This is a genomic window from Streptomyces bluensis, from assembly GCF_014650715.1.
Taxonomy (GTDB): Bacteria; Actinomycetota; Actinomycetes; order Streptomycetales; family Streptomycetaceae; genus Streptomyces; species Streptomyces bluensis.
The window spans coordinates 97,378-114,734 of the sequence record NZ_BMVM01000013.1 but is presented as its reverse complement, the minus strand read 5'-3'; the positions used below and the strand labels follow the sequence as shown (position 1 = coordinate 114,734).

The 17,357-nt window shown below is 70.3% G+C and carries 12 protein-coding genes; 7 read left to right on the top strand and 5 right to left on the bottom strand.

The features are described from left to right. Window positions 1–53: 53 nt before the first annotated feature. From IE262_RS28020 to IE262_RS27995, 5 genes are all read left to right on the top strand, one after another. Window positions 54–812 (top strand): NUDIX hydrolase, encoded by a 759-nt coding sequence (locus IE262_RS28020; protein ID WP_189877596.1) that lies wholly within the window; start codon window positions 54–56, stop codon window positions 810–812. Between the two features lie 40 nt (window positions 813–852). Next, window positions 853–2,652, top strand: coding sequence for an ABC transporter ATP-binding protein (locus tag IE262_RS28015; protein ID WP_189877594.1), 1,800 nt, complete (start codon window positions 853–855; stop codon window positions 2,650–2,652). 182 nt (window positions 2,653–2,834) lie between these two features. Beyond that, window positions 2,835–3,722 (top strand): FadR/GntR family transcriptional regulator, encoded by an 888-nt coding sequence (locus IE262_RS28010; protein WP_189877592.1) that lies wholly within the window; start codon window positions 2,835–2,837, stop codon window positions 3,720–3,722. A gap of 428 nt (window positions 3,723–4,150) precedes the next feature. Further along, the gene (locus tag IE262_RS28000) at window positions 4,151–5,692 is read left to right on the top strand and encodes an RNA polymerase sigma factor (protein ID WP_134040550.1); all 1,542 of its coding nucleotides are present in this window, start codon (window positions 4,151–4,153) and stop codon (window positions 5,690–5,692) included. A gap of 133 nt (window positions 5,693–5,825) precedes the next feature. Then, complete coding sequence (locus tag IE262_RS27995; protein ID WP_134040551.1) at window positions 5,826–6,644, top strand: S1 family peptidase; 819 nt, start codon at window positions 5,826–5,828, stop codon at window positions 6,642–6,644. 93 nt (window positions 6,645–6,737) lie between these two features. On the opposite strand, the gene IE262_RS27990 is transcribed toward IE262_RS27995, so the two are convergent. Continuing rightward, a complete protein-coding gene (locus tag IE262_RS27990) occupies window positions 6,738–6,968 on the bottom strand; it encodes a DUF7455 domain-containing protein (protein ID WP_134040552.1) in 231 nt (76 codons plus the stop codon). Window positions 6,969–7,410: 442 nt separating this feature from the next. Here IE262_RS27990 and IE262_RS27985 point away from each other — a divergent pair, with 442 nt between their 5' ends. After that, the gene (locus tag IE262_RS27985; RefSeq protein WP_134040553.1) at window positions 7,411–9,534 is read left to right on the top strand and encodes a DNA gyrase/topoisomerase IV subunit B; all 2,124 of its coding nucleotides are present in this window, start codon (window positions 7,411–7,413) and stop codon (window positions 9,532–9,534) included. 78 nt (window positions 9,535–9,612) lie between these two features. Here IE262_RS27985 and IE262_RS27980 read toward each other — a convergent pair whose 3' ends face one another. The 3 genes from IE262_RS27980 to IE262_RS27970 all read right to left on the bottom strand — a co-directional run bounded on the left by IE262_RS27980 (window position 9,613) and on the right by IE262_RS27970 (window position 13,097). Then, window positions 9,613–10,293, bottom strand: a complete 681-nt coding sequence (locus IE262_RS27980) for a response regulator (RefSeq protein ID WP_189877588.1) — start codon at window positions 10,291–10,293, stop codon at window positions 9,613–9,615. Then, window positions 10,290–12,050 (bottom strand): ATP-binding protein, encoded by a 1,761-nt coding sequence (locus IE262_RS27975; RefSeq protein WP_189877586.1) that lies wholly within the window; start codon window positions 12,048–12,050, stop codon window positions 10,290–10,292. The genes IE262_RS27980 and IE262_RS27975 overlap by 4 nt, the downstream gene beginning before the upstream one ends. A 108-nt stretch (window positions 12,051–12,158) precedes the next feature. Next, the gene (locus IE262_RS27970; RefSeq protein WP_189877585.1) at window positions 12,159–13,097 is read right to left on the bottom strand and encodes a ferredoxin family protein; all 939 of its coding nucleotides are present in this window, start codon (window positions 13,095–13,097) and stop codon (window positions 12,159–12,161) included. Window positions 13,098–13,310: 213 nt separating this feature from the next. Here IE262_RS27970 and IE262_RS27965 point away from each other — a divergent pair, with 213 nt between their 5' ends. Further along, window positions 13,311–14,477 (top strand): CobW family GTP-binding protein, encoded by a 1,167-nt coding sequence (locus IE262_RS27965; protein WP_189877699.1) that lies wholly within the window; start codon window positions 13,311–13,313, stop codon window positions 14,475–14,477. An 18-nt stretch (window positions 14,478–14,495) separates the two neighbouring features. Here IE262_RS27965 and IE262_RS27960 read toward each other — a convergent pair whose 3' ends face one another. Then, window positions 14,496–16,949, bottom strand: a complete 2,454-nt coding sequence (locus IE262_RS27960; protein WP_189877582.1) for a DNA gyrase/topoisomerase IV subunit A — start codon at window positions 16,947–16,949, stop codon at window positions 14,496–14,498. Between the last annotated feature and the right edge of the window lie 408 nt (window positions 16,950–17,357).

Below are 17,357 nucleotides of genomic sequence, written 5' to 3'. Positions count from 1 at the left end.
GAGGTGGCGGCGAAGGACGTGTTTATCGTCAGGGAGACGACTATGATCGCGGCATGCCCTACGACCCGTCAGCGTTTCCGCCCTTCGCCGTCACCGTGGACCTGGTCGTGCTGACCGTGCGCCGCCATGCCCTGTGTGCGCTGGCGGTGCGGCGGGGCGAGCAGCCCTTCCAAGGGCGGTGGGCGCTTCCCGGCGGGTTCGTGCGGCCCGACGAGGACCTGGCCCAGGCCGCCGCGCGCGAGCTGGCCGAGGAGACCGGGCTGCGCGCGCACGACCCGGGCGCACCGGCCCAGGACAACGGCGCGCATCTGGAGCAGCTCGCGACGTACGGCGACCCCAAGCGTGACCCGAGGATGAGGGTCGTCAGCGTCGCCCACCTCGCACTCGCTCCCGACCTGCCCGCACCCAGGGCGGGAGGCGACGCCAACATCGCGCGATGGGCACCCGTCGAGGAGCTGCTGCAGCAGGGCGGTTACGCCCGTGACGGCGAGCCGGTGGCGCCACTCGCCTTCGATCACGCGCAGATCCTCGCGGACGGCGTCGAGCGGGCACGCTCCAAGATCGAGTACTCCTCGCTGGCCACCGCCTTCTGCCCACCCGAGTTCACCGTGGGCGAGCTGCGCCGCGTCTACGAGGCCGTGTGGGGAGTGGCTCTCGACCCGCGCAACTTCCATCGCAAGGTGACCGGCACCCCCGGCTTCCTGGTGCCCACCGGGGGCACGACCACGCGCCAGGGAGGCCGCCCGGCTCAGCTGTTCCGTGCGGGTGGTGCCACGCTCCTCAACCCGCCGATGCTGCGCCCCGAGGTCTGACACCACAGAAAACCGGACATAACGCGCTATCTTGCTGTGGGTGATCCAGGCCATCGGACTGACCAGCACCCCTCGCAAGGAGCTTCCCCTCGCCGTCGACAACGTCTCCTTCGAGGCTCTCTCCGGCTGTGTCACCGTGCTCCTCGGCCCACCGGGCGCGGGCAAGACGACGGCGGTGCGGCTCATGCTCGCACTGCAACAGGGCCGCGGCATCACCTACTTCAGGGGCCGTCCCCTGCACCGCATCCCCCACCCCTCGCGCGAGGTGGGTGCCCTCCTCGGCGACGTGCCCGGCCACCCGTCGCGCACGGTCCGCGGTCACCTGCGCATGCTGTGTGCCGCCGCCGGCGTGCCCGTGCAGCGTGCCGACGACATCCTCGACGTCGTGGGCCTCGTCAGTCTGCGCGACGAACGCCTGGGGACCCTCTCGCGCGGCATGGACCGCCGTCTGGGACTGGCCTGTGCGCTGCTGGCCGACCCGCACACCCTCGTGCTCGACGATCCCGCCGCCGGGCTGTCCGTCCGTGAAAGCCGCTGGCTGCACGGGATCCTGCGTGCCCACGCGCTCCAGGGCGGCACCGTGCTGTTCACGACGCGCGACCCCAAGGAGGCGGCACAGACCGCCGACCGGGTCGTCACGCTGGAGGAGGGACGGCTCGTCGCCGACCAGGAGGCGGCCCACTTCGCCCGCACCCGGCTCCGTCCCCGCGTCGTCGTCCGCAGCCCGCACGCCGTCCGCCTGGGCGCCCTGCTCACCAAGGAAGCCCGGACCACGCGGCGTTCCGTCGAGGTCGTGCGCGAGGACGGCAACCGGCTCTCCGTGTACGGCAGTACCTGCGCCGACGTCGGGGAGACCGCGTTCCGGCACGGCATCCTCGTACATCAACTCGCCGATGAGATCGGGGACATGGGGCCGCCACACGCCGCCGACGGGGCCGGTGCGGCGGTCACGGGCGAGGCCGGCACGACCGCTGACGACGAGCACGGCGAGGCCGCGCCCTCGCACACGGCCAGGCCGCTGGAACCGGACGGCCTCCCGGCGCTCCCTCCCCCCGTCGACGTCCGCCCGGCCCCGAGCCCCCTGCGCCCGCTCCTCTACGAACTGCGCAGGGCCACCGGAGTCGACACCGGCTTCTTCACCGTGGCCGCCGTACTGATCACCTCCGCCGTCGTCTCCGTGATCCTCGCGGGCCTCGGCCATGCCCCGCAGTCGCGCCTGCTGGCCGCGTGGCCGCAGGAGCTGCCGCTGCCGCCCGCCGCGCTGGGAGCGGGCTTTCTCGGCGCGATCGCCTTCGGTGACGAGTTCCGCCATCCCGCCCTGGCCGCGGACCGCGGCACCGTCCCCCGCCGACTGGGGCTGCTCGCCGCGAAACTCCTCGTCGCCGCGGGCACCGCGCTGATGCTCGCCTTCCTCACGGTGGGCTGCGACCTCGAAGTGCTCTACCTCGTCTACGGACCCGAGCTCGCCGACGTGCCCGCCGACTGGCTTCCGCTGAGCGCCAGTTGGACCGGCCTCGTCGTGGGGTGCTCCTGGGCCGGGGTACTGGCTGCCGGCATCTTCCGGTCCACCACCGCGGGACTGGCCGCGGTGCTCGCCGTGCCGGTCCTCGTCGTGCCCCTCGTGCACAAGGTCCTGGAGGGGATGACCGTGCGGGCGGCGGCCGGTTTCTCGGCGCGACTGCACGAGCTGCCGCTGATGCGGTGGCCCTTCGGCGGGGAGCGCTGGCTGACCCTGGTGGCCCGGATGATCGCCCAACCCGTGGGCGGCGCACTGCTGTTGTCGCTGACCGCGCTGCTCGGCGCGTATCTGCTCACGACCCTGCGGAGCAGGGTCCGATGAGGCAGAAGGGCCTCTCCTGATCAGGGTCCGCATCCGCCCGATCCCGCTGTGCGCGCAACTCCTCGAAGGCCGCCCGTTTCTTTCCGATAAGGCGTCAATTGCGACGGGGTGAGCGATCACCCTTTCGTGTGCTTTTCACCAAAGACCTCAAGGGAGTTGAGGAGGGCGCCGACAAAGGATGCGTGAGTACCCTTGCGCACACCATGATGACCGCCGCCCGCTCCGCAGACTCCGGCCTGGCCGGACCGGGTGGACTCGACCGCTACTCCTACGCCGAGACTCCCGGTGCCGAGCGCGTCGGCGCCCCCACCTGGGAGAGCGCCGATCCCGAACTGGGGCGTGTGGGCCGACGTGCCGCGGGCAGCCGCGGACGCGGCCTGCACGGCCAACTCGTCCAGCAGCTGGGTCAGATGATCGTCTCCGGTGACCTCGGCGCGGACCGGCCGCTCGTGCCCGAGGAGATCGGCCAGCGATTCGAGGTCTCCCGCACCGTCGTCCGTGAGTCGCTCCGCGTCCTGGAGGCGAAGGGGCTGGTCAGTGCCCGCCCCAACGTCGGCACGCGGGTGCGTCCCGTCAGCGACTGGAACCTGCTCGACCCGGACATCATCGAGTGGCGGGCCTTCGGGCCGCAGCGCGACGACCAGCGGCGCGAGCTGAGCGAGCTGCGCTGGACGATCGAACCGCTCGCCGCCCGTCTGGCCGCCGGGCACGGACGCGAGGAGGTCCAGCAGCGGCTCGGCGACATGGTCGAGATCATGGGGCATGCCATGGGGCAAGGCGACTCGCTGACCTTCGCGCGCGCCGACGCCGAGTTCCACTCGATGCTCATCCAGCTCGCCGGCAATCGGATGCTGGAGCACCTGTCCGGCATCGTCTCCGCCGCCCTCCAGGTCTCCGGAGGCCCGGCCACCGGCTGCGACCGCCCCAACGAGGCCTCGCTCGGCCATCACGTCCGGATCGTCGAAGCCCTCGCGGCCGGCGACGGCGCGGCGGCCGAGGTGGCCATGCGCCAACTGCTCACCGTCCACCCGGAGGTGGAACGCGTCGTGCCCTCCCCGCGCGAGCACTGATCGGCCACCGACAGCGGCGCGGTCGCGGGAGCATGCCCTGTCCGGGTACCGCCCGGCCGGTGAACCCGTCTCTCCGCCGGACCCCGCCGGCTCCCCTGAGGACCGGCGGGGTCCGGCGGAGAGAGGTGAGGGACCACCGGGTCGGAGTCGGTCACTGTCAGCCATGACTGACTCTGGCCGCATCTGGATGCATTTGCATGCTTACGAGGTGTGACTCGGGCCACGCGGATTGGGCGTAACGCTCTTCGGAGCAGCGCGATGACCTAAGAGGTGACAGCCGAGGAGGGAATACGGACGCCGCTCATGGCGCTGTGCAACTTCCCGGCCCCCGCCTGCGCCGTCGGCCCATCCCCAAGTCGGCGGTCGTCGGTTCCTGTCCGTAGTGGACGGGGCCGGAAGCCGTTTTCCAACGTTCCGAGAGGTTGTTCGTGTCGGCCAGCACATCCCGTACGCTCCCGCCGGAGATCGCCGAGTCCGTCTCTGTCATGGCGCTCATTGAGCGGGGAAAGGCTGAGGGGCAGATCGCCGGCGACGACGTGCGTCGAGCCTTCGAAGCTGACCAGATTCCGGCCACTCAGTGGAAGAACGTACTGCGCAGCCTCAACCAGATCCTTGAGGAAGAGGGTGTGACGCTGATGGTCAGTGCCGCAGAGCCCAAGCGCACCCGAAAGAGCGTCGCAGCGAAGAGTCCGGCCAAGCGCACCGCCACCAAGACCGTGGCGGCGAAGACGGTGACCACGAAGAAGGCCACCGCCCCCGCCGCTCCGGCCGTGCCGTCCGCCGACGATCCCACCGAGGGCGCCGCGCCCGCGAAGAAGGCCGCCGCCAAGAAGGCGACCGCCAAGAAAACCGTCGCCAAGAAGACCGCCGTCAAGAAGACGGTGGCCAAGAAGACCAGCGCCAAGAAGGACGACGCCGAGCTTCTCGACGACGAGGCGCTTGAGGAGACCCCGGCACCCGGCAAGGGCGGCGACGAGCCCGAGGGCACCGAGAGCGCCGGTTTCGTGCTCTCCGACGAGGACGAGGACGACGCGCCCGCGCAGCAGGTCGCCGCGGCCGGCGCCACCGCCGACCCGGTCAAGGACTACCTCAAGCAGATCGGCAAGGTCCCGCTGCTCAACGCCGAGCAGGAGGTCGAGCTCGCCAAGCGCATCGAGGCCGGTCTGTTCGCCGAGGACAAGCTGGCAGGCGCCGACAAGCTCGCCCCCAAGCTCAAGCGCGAGCTGGAGATCATCGCCGAGGACGGCCGCCGCGCCAAGAACCACCTCCTGGAGGCCAACCTCCGTCTGGTGGTCTCCCTGGCCAAGCGGTACACCGGCCGCGGCATGCTCTTCCTGGACCTCATCCAGGAGGGCAACCTCGGTCTGATCCGTGCGGTCGAGAAGTTCGACTACACCAAGGGCTACAAGTTCTCCACGTACGCCACCTGGTGGATCCGTCAGGCGATCACCCGCGCCATGGCCGACCAGGCCCGCACCATCCGTATCCCGGTGCACATGGTCGAGGTCATCAACAAGCTCGCGCGCGTTCAGCGCCAGATGCTCCAGGACCTGGGCCGCGAGCCCACCCCGGAGGAGCTGGCCAAGGAGCTCGACATGACCCCGGAGAAGGTCATCGAGGTCCAGAAGTACGGCCGCGAGCCGATCTCGCTGCACACCCCGCTCGGTGAGGACGGCGACAGCGAGTTCGGTGACCTCATCGAGGACTCCGAGGCCGTCGTCCCGGCCGACGCGGTCAGCTTCACACTCCTGCAGGAGCAGCTGCACTCTGTCCTCGACACTCTGTCCGAGCGCGAGGCGGGCGTCGTCTCCATGCGCTTCGGTCTCACCGACGGTCAGCCGAAGACCCTCGACGAGATCGGCAAGGTGTACGGCGTCACGCGCGAGCGGATCCGCCAGATCGAGTCCAAGACGATGTCGAAGCTGCGTCACCCGTCGCGCTCGCAGGTGCTGCGCGACTACCTGGACTAGAGCCTCGCTCGTACGCCTGTGAAGGCCCGGTCTCCACTGTGGAGGCCGGGCCTTCGGCTTGTGCGCGCATGCGGGCAGCCGCCCGGTGAATCACCCTGGGTGTGCAGTGAATGTCCCAGAGTGAGGAGTTCGCATGCGACGATCCGTTGCCCGGGTATCGGCCCTCGCCGCCGCAGTGGGCGCGATACCCCTGGCATCACCAGCAACTCCGGCGGCAGCCGACGTCGTCATCGGCGGCTATCCGGTCGAGATATCGGAGAGCCCCTGGACGGTGGCGCTGTCCAGCCGTGACCGGTTCGGGGGTACGCGTGCAGGGCAGTTTTGCGGCGGTGTGGCGGTGGGCCGCTCGACTGTGCTGACCGCGGCCCACTGTCTGAGCGGGGCGGTGCTGGGGGCGCCGCCGGAAAAGGTGCGTGACCTCAAGGTGATCGAGGGCCGGGGTGACCTTCTCTCGGCCGAGGGCAAGGAGATCCCCGTACGAGCGGCTTGGGTCAACCCGAACTATGACAGCAATACGAACGCCGGGGACTTCGCCGTTCTCTCCCTCGCCTCGCCGCTCCCCGAGAGCGCGGTCATCCGGATGGCGGCGGCGGGCGACTCCGCATACCGGCCGGACACGGGCGCCGTGGTCTACGGCTGGGGGGACACCACAGGCGCCGGCGACTACGCCCGCAGCCTGCGTGCCGCACGCGTGAAAGTGCTGCCCGACGCGGTCTGCGAGGAGGCGTACTCAGGGAGCAGGGACGGAACGTACAGGGCCGGCTCCATGGTGTGTGCCGGGGAACTCGCGGGCGGACGCGACGCCTGCCAGGGCGACAGCGGCGGCCCGCTGGTCGCCCAGGGCAAGCTCATCGGGCTGGTGTCATGGGGGACCGGGTGCGGTCTGCGGGGGAATCCCGGGGTCTACACCCGGGTCTCGGAGATCCTCCGGACGCTGGGCTGGGGGCGCTGAGGGTACGCGTAGGGGCGGCCACCCCTTGTGAGCGGGGTGGCCGCCCGTGTCGCCGGCCTGCCGCCGGCGCTGGCTCGTCGTGGATGCGAGGTGTCAGCGTTCCTCATCGCCGGCGCTTGCCGGAGCGGACGTCAGCCGCTCCGTCTCGTCCTGTATCTCAGCGGCGATCTTCTTGAGCTCCGGCTCGAACTTGCGACCGTGGTGAGCGCAGAAGAGTAGTTCGCCACCGCTCAGCAGAACGACGCGCAGGTAGGCCTGTGCGCCGCAACGGTCGCATCGGTCAGCGGCCGTCAGCGGGCTCGCGGGGGTCAGAACAGTAGTCACGTCGCCTCTTCTCTAGCTCGACGAGCTGTCGTACCAGGGTCAACATCCAACCAGGCCGAAAACGTTCCCGCTCGCGGCTTTTCCTCGAAAAATCTTTCCGGGCCGGCTGTCTGCTGCCGGTTGGCGGCGAATGAGCCGTAGTGCGTGTCTTCGTGTCGTACGGATTTCGCGCTGTCTGTCGGTTGTCCTGTCCTCCCGGCTGGGTTGCCGGTTGTTCATGAGGACGTGCCCGGAGCCTAAATGGTTCATGCCTCGAAGGGAACGTGATATGTACTTCACTCCATCGAGGGATCGAACGCTCGTACGAGTCTGGACTAGTCTGAGTTCAGACGAGGGTGGCGTTACATCGGCTCTACCAGGCCTCGGTACCCTCTGAACGGCGACCGAAGCCGCGTCCTTACCCCAAAGGACCCCATCTGAAATTCAGCGAGGAGCGAACCGCGTGACCGCCGAGACGTCCGTGCCGTCCACAGCGCTGCTGACCGGAGCAGACCGGGATGGTTCCAACTACACCGCGCGGCACCTGCTCGTCCTCGAAGGGCTTGAAGCCGTACGCAAGCGCCCGGGCATGTACATCGGGTCGACCGACAGCCGCGGTCTGATGCACTGCCTGTGGGAGATCATCGACAACTCGGTGGACGAGGCCCTCGGGGGCTACTGCGACCACATCGAGGTGATCCTCCACGACGACGCCTCCGTGGAGGTGCGGGACAACGGCCGCGGCATCCCCGTGGACGTGGAGCCCAAGACGGGCCTCTCCGGAGTCGAGGTCGTCATGACCAAGCTGCACGCGGGAGGCAAGTTCGGCGGCGGCTCCTACGCGGCCTCGGGCGGCCTGCACGGCGTGGGCGCCTCCGTGGTGAACGCGCTCTCGTCGCGACTGGACGTCGAGGTCGACCGCAGTGGCCACACCCATGCCATCAGCTTCCGGCGCGGCGTGGCCGGCGGCTTCGCGGCGACGGGACCGGACGCCAAGTTCGAGGCCAAGGGGGGCCTGCGCAAGGCGAAGAAGATCCCCAAGACGCGGACCGGCACACGTGTGCGGTACTGGGCCGACCGCCAGATCTTCCTCAAGGACGCCAAGCTCTCCCTGGAGACGCTGCACCAGCGTGCCCGCCAGACCGCGTTCCTGGTGCCCGGCCTGACCATCGTCGTTCGCGACGAGTACGGCCTGGGCGAGGGCGGCAGCAAGGGCGAGGAGTCCTTCCGCTTCGACGGAGGCATCAGCGAGTTCTGCGAGTACCTGGCCACCGACAAGCCGGTCTGCGACGTCCTCCGTTTCTCCGGACAGGGCACCTTCAAGGAGACGGTTCCCGTCCTCGACGACCACGGCCAGATGACACCCACCGAGGTCACCCGCGAACTCGGCGTCGATGTCGCGCTGCGCTGGGGGACCGGTTACGACGCGACCCTCAGGTCGTTCGTCAACATCATCGCCACCCCCAAGGGCGGCACCCACGTGGCCGGTTTCGAGCAGGCCGTCAAAGAGACGATGAACGAGGTGCTGCGCGCCAAGAAGCTGCTGCGCGTCGCCGAGGACGACATCGTCAAGGACGACGCCCTGGAGGGCCTCACCGCGGTCGTCACCGTCCGACTCGCCGAGCCGCAGTTCGAGGGCCAGACCAAGGAGGTCCTCGGCACGTCGGCGGCCCGCCGGATCGTGAACAACGTGGTCTCCAAGGAACTCAAGGCGTTCCTGACCTCCACCAAGCGCGACGCGGCCGCCCAGGCCCGGGTGGTCATGGAGAAGGCGGTCGCCGCCGCCCGGACGCGTATCGCGGCCCGCCAGCACAAGGACGCGCAGCGCCGGAAGACCGCTCTGGAGTCCTCCTCGCTGCCCGCCAAGCTCGCCGACTGCCGCAGTGACGACGTGGAGCGCAGCGAACTCTTCATCGTCGAGGGCGACTCGGCGCTGGGCACCGCCAAGCTCGCCCGGAACTCCGAGTTCCAGGCGCTGCTGCCGATCCGCGGCAAGATCCTCAACGTCCAGAAGTCGTCCGTGACGGACATGCTCAAGAACGCCGAGTGCGGTGCGATCATCCAGGTCATAGGAGCCGGCTCCGGCCGGACCTTCGACATCGACACGGCGCGCTACGGCAAGATCATCATGATGACCGACGCCGACGTGGACGGCTCCCACATCCGGACCCTGCTCCTGACGCTGTTCCACCGCTACATGCGGCCCATGGTCGAGGCGGGCCGGGTCTTCGCCGCGGTGCCGCCGCTGCACCGCATCGAGCTGGTCCAGCCCAAGAGGGGCCAGGACAAGTACGTGTACACGTACTCGGACCGCGAACTGCGCGACAAGCTCATGGAGTTCCAGAGCAAGGGTCAGCGCTACAAGGACTCGATCCAGCGCTACAAGGGCCTCGGTGAGATGGACGCCGACCAGCTGGCCGAGACCACGATGGACCCGCGTCACCGCACCCTGCGCCGGATCAACCTCTCCGACCTGGAGGCCGCCGAGCAGGTCTTCGATCTCCTGATGGGCAACGACGTCGCCCCGCGCAAGGAGTTCATCTCCAGTTCGGCGGCGACGTTGGACCGGTCACGCATCGACGCGTAGCGCCGCGCCGGAGCGTGCGGGGAAGCCCCGCCTTCCCCGCACCCTCCGCCAGCCGCGTACGCGGAGACCGAGGGATGCTCAGGCGCGGGTCGCCCATACGTAACGGTGCTCCGGGCGGCCCGCCTCGCCGTACTTGAGGCTCAGCGTGGCCCGTCCCGTACGCTCCAGGAGCTTCAGGTAACGCTGGGCGGTCTGGCGGCTCAGGCCGGTCTGTTCGGCGATCTCCTGGGCCGACAGCGGGCCGTCGGCGGACATCAGGGCGCGGCGTACGAGTTCCGTGGTCGTGGCGGAGTGCCCCTTGGGGAGGTCGGGCGCCCCGCTCGCGGAGAGGGCGCCGAAGATCCGGTCCACCTCGGCCTGTTCGGCCTCGCCGCCGCCGTCGAGGGTGCGGCGGAGCTCCGCGTACGCCTCCAGCTTGGTGCGCAGGCCCCCGAACGCGAACGGCTTGACCAGGTACTGCAGGGCCCCCTGCCGCATCGCCGCCTGGACGGTCGAGACGTCGCGGGCCGCCGTCACCATGATCACATCGGCCTGGAGGCCGCGCCGCCGCATCTCCTGGACGACCTCCAGGCCCGTTCGGTCCGGCAGATAGTGGTCCATGAGGACGAGGTCCACCCGGGGCAGTGTCTCCAGCTGCCGCAGCGCCTCCACCGCGCTGTGCGCCTCACCCGTGACATGGAAGCCGGGCACCTTCTCCACGTAGGCGGCGTTGACCTTCGCGACCCGGATGTCGTCGTCCACGACCAGGACCTCGATCATGACGACTCCTCCTCGGTGGCTGCGGCGGCCTCGGGCTCCAGCACGGCATCCCGTTCCCCGGTGCGGCCCGACGTTAGCGGGTCGCCCGAGTCGGTCCGACTGCCGGGCACCAGGAGCGGGTGCGCGGGCGTCTGAGCCGCCAGTCCCGGATCCGCCAGGGCCTCCGGCAGGACGACGACGAACTCCGCGCCCCCGCCGTCCGCCTCCGTGACGCGGGCGCTGCCGCCCTGCCGCTCGGCGAGCCGGCGCACCAGGGAGAGCCCGATGCCCCGCTTGCCGTGGGCGGGCGGCTTCTTGGTGGACCACCCGTCCGCGAAGACCAGCTCCCGCTGTTCCACCGGAACGCCCGGTCCGGTGTCGCGCACCCTGAGGACCGCCGTGCGCCCCTCGGCACGCAGTTCGACCTCCACGCGCGCGTGTGGAGTGCCGGCCACGGCGTCGAGGGCGTTGTCGACCAGGTTCCCCACCATCGTGACCAGCCCCCTGGGGTCGATCAGCCGGTCCGGCAGCAGGGTCCGCTCGGCCAGCGAGAGGGTCACGCCACGCTCGGCGGCCACGGCGGCCTTGCCGACGAGCACCGCGGCGAGCAGCGGATCGTGGATCTTCTCCGTGACCTGCTCGGCGGTCGCCCTGTGGTCGCCGACCACCTCGCCGACGAACTCCACGGCGTCGTCGTACATCTCCAGTTCGAGCAGCCCGAGCAGGGTGTGCATGCGGTTGGCGTGCTCGTGGTCCTGCGCGCGCAGGGCGTCGATCAGGCCGCGTGTGGAGTCGAGTTCGCGGCCGAGCTGCTCCACCTCGGTACGGTCCCGCAGAGTGGCGACGGCGCCCCCGTCGTCGGTGGGCATCCGGTTGGCGACCAGGACGCGCTGGCCCCGGACGGTGAGCAGGTCGGTGCCGGTCACCCGGCCGGCCAGGACGTCGGTCGTACGGCCCTCACCGAGCGCCTCGTCGAGGGAGCGGCCGACGGCCTCCTCACCGATGCCGAGCAGGCGCTGAGCCTCGTCGTTGAGCAGGCGGACGCGGCCGCTCCGGTCCAGGGCGACGACGCCCTCCCGGATGCCGTGCAGCATCGCCTCGCGCTCCACGAGCAGCGAGGAGATGTCCGAGAAGGCCAGGTCCCGGGTCTGCCGCTGCACCCTCCGGGAGATCAGGTACGCGACCAGCGACCCGATGGCGAGGGCGGCGCCGGCGTAGGCGAGGAGCCCCGGGATGGCGTGGATCAGCCGGGCCCGCACGCTGTTGTACTCGATGCCGACCGAGACCGCGCCGACGATCTTCCCGGCGGAGTCGCGCAGCGGCACCTTTCCACGGGCCGAGCGGCCCAGCGTGCCGTTGTCGATCTGCATGATCTCCTGACCGGCCAGGGCCTGCCGTGGATCCGTCGAGACGACACTGCCGATCTGTTTCGGGTCCGGGTGGGACCAGCGGATGCCGTCCATGTTCATCACGACCACGTACTCGGCTCCGCTGGCCTTGCGGATCCGCTCGGCCTCCGCCTGCACGGGGCCGTCGACGGACGCCCTGGTCGACGTCAGGTCCTCGGCGAGCTGCGGCAGGGCGGCGGTGGTCTGCGCGATCGCGAGGGCGCGGCGCATCGCCTGGTCGTCCAGTTGCTGGCTGAGCGGCGCGAGGAACAGCCCGGTCACGAGCACGGCGACGCCGGCGGCGATCGCCACCTGCATCAGCAGCACCTGTGAGAACACCCGCCGCGGCAGACCGAGACGCAGGCGGCGGGCGGGGGGAGTGGGGCTCATACCCATGAAGGTACGTGGCGCGGTGAGCCGGGCCGAAGAGGTGTGGTGTGGATCTCCTGGCACGGTACGGAAGGAGCGGAGGGGCCCCCACCTCGGCTCGACGCAGGTTCAGCTCGCCAGCGGTGTGGCCGACAGTTCCCGGACGGAGACCACGTCCATCCGGGCGGGAGAGCCCAGGGGTGAGCCGCAGCTCTCCGGGCGGGGCGGCAGCGAGGCGCTCTGGGCGACGGTCACCTGCCACTGGCGGCCGTCGGCGTGGGCGACCGTCACCTCCCAGTGCGGTGCCGCGCCGTTCGTGGTGACGACGGTGAGGGTGCCCGCCCTGTCCTCGCCCGTCGTCGTGCGCACGGCCAGCTCCGCCGCCTGCCCGGGCCGCTCCCAGGCGGAGCTTCCGCGGCACCCCTCGGTGACGACGCGGCCCTCCCGCGCGGCCTGGAGGACGCCCTTGACGTGGTGGGCCTCGGCGCGGCCGTATGCGTAGCCGGACGGCAGGACCAGCAGTGTGGGTGAGAAGCGGTGACCGCCCAGGTGCGTGACCTCCCAGACACCGTCCACACCGGAGGAGGCCAGTTCGGCGGCGAGCGGCCGGCCGAGGAGGGCGCAGCAGCGGTCGCGCTTGCCGTTGGTGCAGACGAGTGCCAGCGGGTCGCCTGTGTGGGGGCGACCCTGAAGGACGGCGTCGAACGTGTGATGGTCCCCCATGCCGAGAGCGGTGAAGTCGAGGTCGAGTACCTGCTCCGGGTCGGTGGTCGTGGTGCTGTGCAGCCACATGTTTCCGGGGACGGTGTGGGCCGCGTACACATGGCGTTCGCGGGAATCGTGGCAGTCCGCGTGGCGGCCGGGGCGGCGGATGAGCGCGACGCGCACACCGGTGTTCTCCGTGGCGGCTTCCAGGGCGCGGCCGACGGCCGGGTCCAGGTGGCTCGTGGTGAGCGCCTTGGCACCCCAGGGGCCGGGCTGTTCCAGCAGCAGCCAGGTCCTCGCGGTGGTCGAGGTCCCCGCGAGGGGCTCGTCGAGGTTCCGCGACGCGGTCGTGCACGTACTCACAGAGGTGAGCCTAACCTGACTTGGCCCTCGGTGGCTTCCGGAGGGCGGACGGGGGGCGACGGGGGCGACGGGGGGCACAAGGAGGGACGCGGCCGCGCGCCTTCACGCTCGTATCCTGGGGCGACATTCATGTGGCAGGAGAAGGGGCGTGCGTTGAGGCAGTCGAGCGGGGCCGGCCAGTCGGACATGTCGTCGAGTTCGGATCCCCGGCAGATGCTGGTGCCGGGGCGGTCACAGATCCCGGTCGTCGTCCTCGCCGGGTTCCTCGGCTCGGGCAAGACCACGTTGCTCAATCACCTGCTCCACCGGAGCGGGGGCAGCCGTATCGGGGCCATCGTGAACGACTTCGGTGCCATCGAGATCGACGCGATGGCCGTGGCCGGGGCGCTCGGAGACTCCACCGTCTCCCTCGGCAACGGCTGCCTGTGCTGTGCCGTCGACGTCAGCGAGCTCGATCTGTACCTTGAGCGGCTCTCCCGCCCCTCCGCCCGGATCGACGTCATCGTCATCGAGGCCAGCGGGCTCGCGGAACCGCAGGAGCTCGTGCGCATGGTGCTCGCCAGCGAGAACCCCCGGGTCGTGTACGGCGGGCTCGTCGAGGTCGTCGACGCCGCCGAGTTCGACGCGACCCGAAAGAAGCACCCCGAGATCGACCGGCACCTCTCGCTCGCCGACCTCGTCGTCGTCAACAAGCTCGACCGGGCCGCGGACGGCGAGCGTGAGCGGGTTCTGGGGCTCGTTCGTTCCCTCAGCGACCGTGCCGCCGTCGTGCCCGCCACGTACGGCCGCATCGACCCGGAGTTCCTCTTCGACCGCAGGCCGAGCGAGGAGCGGGTCGGGCAACTGTCCTTCGACGACCTCCACCGGCAGGAGGAGGGGGAGTCAGACGGAAGCGGTGCGGGCCAGGGGGACGGCGAGCACAGGCACGGTGAGCACTGCGGGCATCTGCACACCGCCTATGAGTCGCTCGCCTTCGCCTCCGAAGTACCCCTCGGCCCGCGCCGGTTGATGGAGTTCCTCGACAGCCGGCCCGACGGGCTCTACCGCATCAAGGGGTACGTCGACTTCGGTCCCCACGACCGGGACAACCGGTACGCGGTGCACGCCGTGGGACGGTTCCTGCGGTTCTATCCCGAGCCCTGGGCGCCCGGCGAGCCCCGCCGCACACAGCTCGTCCTCATCGGTTCCGGCATCGACACCACGACCCTCGGCAAGGAGCTTCAGGGCTGCGAGGACGGCGCCCCACACGCCGACGAGCAGAGCATGTGGGGCGTCCTGCGGTACGTACAGGACCCCGATGAGGTTCAGGATCCTGATGAGGTCCAGGGCCTTGACGAGGTCCAGGACCCCGACGAGCCGGGCTCCGACGCCGACGCTTAGCGCGGTCCGTCCGGCGGGTCAGACCGGTCCCGCGACGACCGCCACCGTCTTCTGGAGCGACACACCCGAACCGTCGCGGCGCGGGTCGGTCTCGGGCAGCTCGACCGGGGTGCCGTTCTTCTGGGCGGCACGTGCCGGGGTCGGGCCCGCCCAGGCCAGGGACAGACAGTCCTCGCCCTTCAGGAACCGCTGGCAGCGCACACCGCCGGTGGCGCGGCCCTTGCGCGGATACTGGTCGAACGGGGTCAGCTTGGCGGTCGTCTGGACCGAGTCGTCCAGGGTGCCCCGCGAGCCCGCCACGGTGAAGACGATCGCGTCCGCCGCCGGGTCCACGGCCGTGAACGAGATGACCTTCGCGCCCTCGGCGAGCTTGATGCCCGCCATACCGCCCGCCGGACGGCCCTGCGGTCGGACCTGCGCGGCCTGATAGCGCAGCAACTGGGCGTCGTCCGTGATGAAGACCAGGTCCTCCTCGCCCGTGCGCAGCTCGACGGCGCCCACGATCCGGTCGCCCTCCTTGAGCGTGATGACCTCCAACTCCTCCTTGTTGGCCGGGTAGTCGGGGACCACACGCTTGACGACGCCCTGCTCGGTGCCGAGTGCCAGGCCCGGCGAGGACTCGTCGAGCGTCGTCAGGCACACCACCGTCTCGTCGTCCTCCAGGGAGAGGAACTCCGACAGCGGTGCGCCGCCCGAGAGGTTCGGCGCCGACGCCGTCTCCGGGAGCTGGGGGAGGTCGATGACGTTCAGCCGCAGCAGGCGGCCCGACGACGTCACGACGCCCACCTCGCCCCGGGCCGTCCCCGGGACGGCGGAGACGATCACATCGTGCTTGGTCCGCCGCCCGTCCTCGTCCGCCGCGAAGGGCTCGCTGTTCACCGTACGCGCCAGCAGGCCCGTCGAGGAGAGCAGGACGCGGCACGGGGCGTCCTCCACCTGGAGCGGGACCGTGGGCGCGGGGGTGCCGGAGGACTCAAGGAGCACCGTGCGACGGGAGGTGCCGAACTTCTTGGCCACCGCGGCCAGTTCGCCCGACACCAGCTTGCGCAGCTCCGCGTCCGACTCCAGGATGCGGGTCAGCTCCGCGATCTCCGCATTCAGCCTGTCCCGCTCCGACTCCAGCTCGATACGGTCGAACTTGGTCAGCCGGCGCAGCGGCGTGTCCAGGATGTACTGGGTCTGCACGTCGCTCAGCGAGAAGCGCTCCATCAGACGCTGCTTCGCCTCCGCCGAGTTCTCGCTGGAGCGGATCAGACGGATCACCTCGTCGATGTCCACCAGCGCCGTGAGCAGGCCCTCGACCAGATGGAGCCGGTCGCGCCTCTTGCCGCGGCGGAACTCGGAGCGCCGCCGTACCACGTTGAAGCGGTGGTCGAGGTAGACCTCCAGGAGCTCCTTCAGGCCCAGCGTGAGCGGCTGGCCGTCGACCAGCGCCACGTTGTTGATGCCGAAGCTCTCCTCCATCGGCGTCAGCTTGTAGAGCTGCTCCAGGACCGCCTCCGGCACGAAGCCGTTCTTGATCTCGATGACCAGGCGCAGCCCGTGCTGGCGGTCGGTGAGGTCCTTGACGTCGGCGATGCCCTGCAGCTTCTTCGAGCCGACCAGGTCCTTGATCTTGGCGATCACCTTCTCGGGACCGACGCTGAAGGGCAGCTCGGTGACGACCAGGCCCTTGCGCCGTGCGGTCACGCTCTCCACGGACACCGTGGCGCGGATCCTGAAGGTGCCGCGGCCCGTCTCGTACGCGTCCCTGATCCCGGAGAGGCCGACGATCCGGCCGCCCGTGGGCAGGTCGGGGCCCGGCACGTGCTTCATCAGCGTGTCGAGGTCCGCGTTCGGGTGGCGGATCAGGTGTCGGGCCGCCGCGATGACCTCGCCCAGGTTGTGCGGGGGCATGTTCGTGGCCATGCCGACGGCGATGCCCGACGCGCCGTTCACCAGCAGGTTCGGGAACGCGGCGGGCAGCGCCACCGGCTCCTGCTCCTGGCCGTCGTAATTGGGCGCGAAATCCACCGTGTTCTCGTCGATGGACTCGGTCATCAGGCTGGTCGCGTCGGCCATCCGGCACTCCGTGTACCGCATGGCGGCCGGCGGGTCGTCATTGCCCAGGGAGCCGAAGTTGCCGTGGCCGTCGACCAGCGGCACGCGCATGGAGAAGGGCTGGGCCAGGCGCACCAGGGCGTCGTAGATCGACGCGTCGCCGTGCGGGTGCAACTTGCCCATGACCTCGCCCACGACGCGGGCGCACTTCACGTAGCCGCGGTCGGGACGCAGGCCCATCTCGCTCATCTGGTAGACGATCCGGCGGTGCACCGGCTTGAGGCCGTCGCGGGCGTCCGGCAGGGCTCGGGAGTAGATGACCGAGTACGCGTACTCCAGGAAGGAGCCCTGCATCTCGTCGACGACGTCGATGTCGAGGATCTTCTCCTCGTACGCGTCGTCGGGCGGAGTCTTCGTGCTGCGGCGGGCCATCGCTGCTGCGGCTCCTTCACAGTCTTGCCGGGGCATGAACGGGATCTGACGCGGTCCATTGTGGCCCGACGCACTGACAACCCGGACCACGCCCCTTCCACAGGGGCGCCTCTCCGTCCCTCTCAACACGGCGCCGGAACGCCCGGAGTGCACGTCGGGGCGGATGAAAGGGACGTACGTCGGGACGGCGGGGAGGCGTCGCCAGGCGCTCACGTCAACATGGCGCCGTTCCAGCTCCCCCGGGCCCGTACACGGCCATGGTGCCGCACCAGGTGGCCCGCCGCGGCGCGCCGGTCCGTACTCTTCCCCGGCTTCGAGTGCGCCCGAAGGAGGGCGCCCCGCCCAGGCGCGAGAGGATCTTCCCGCTGTTCCCGGCGTCGGCGGCGCCCGTCACGGGCCCGAGCCCGC

Coding starts and splice junctions, on each gene's coding strand:
- IE262_RS27980 (WP_189877588.1), bottom strand. CDS start 10,293: ATGATCGAGGTCCTGGTCGTGGACGACGACATCCGGGTCGCGAAGGTC.
- IE262_RS27975 (WP_189877586.1), bottom strand. CDS start 12,050: ATGAGCCCCACTCCCCCCGCCCGCCGCCTGCGTCTCGGTCTGCCGCGG.
- IE262_RS28020 (WP_189877596.1), top strand. CDS start 54: ATGCCCTACGACCCGTCAGCGTTTCCGCCCTTCGCCGTCACCGTGGAC.
- IE262_RS27995 (WP_134040551.1), top strand. CDS start 5,826: ATGCGACGATCCGTTGCCCGGGTATCGGCCCTCGCCGCCGCAGTGGGC.
- IE262_RS27965 (WP_189877699.1), top strand. CDS start 13,311: ATGCTGGTGCCGGGGCGGTCACAGATCCCGGTCGTCGTCCTCGCCGGG.
- IE262_RS27960 (WP_189877582.1), bottom strand. CDS start 16,949: ATGGCCCGCCGCAGCACGAAGACTCCGCCCGACGACGCGTACGAGGAG.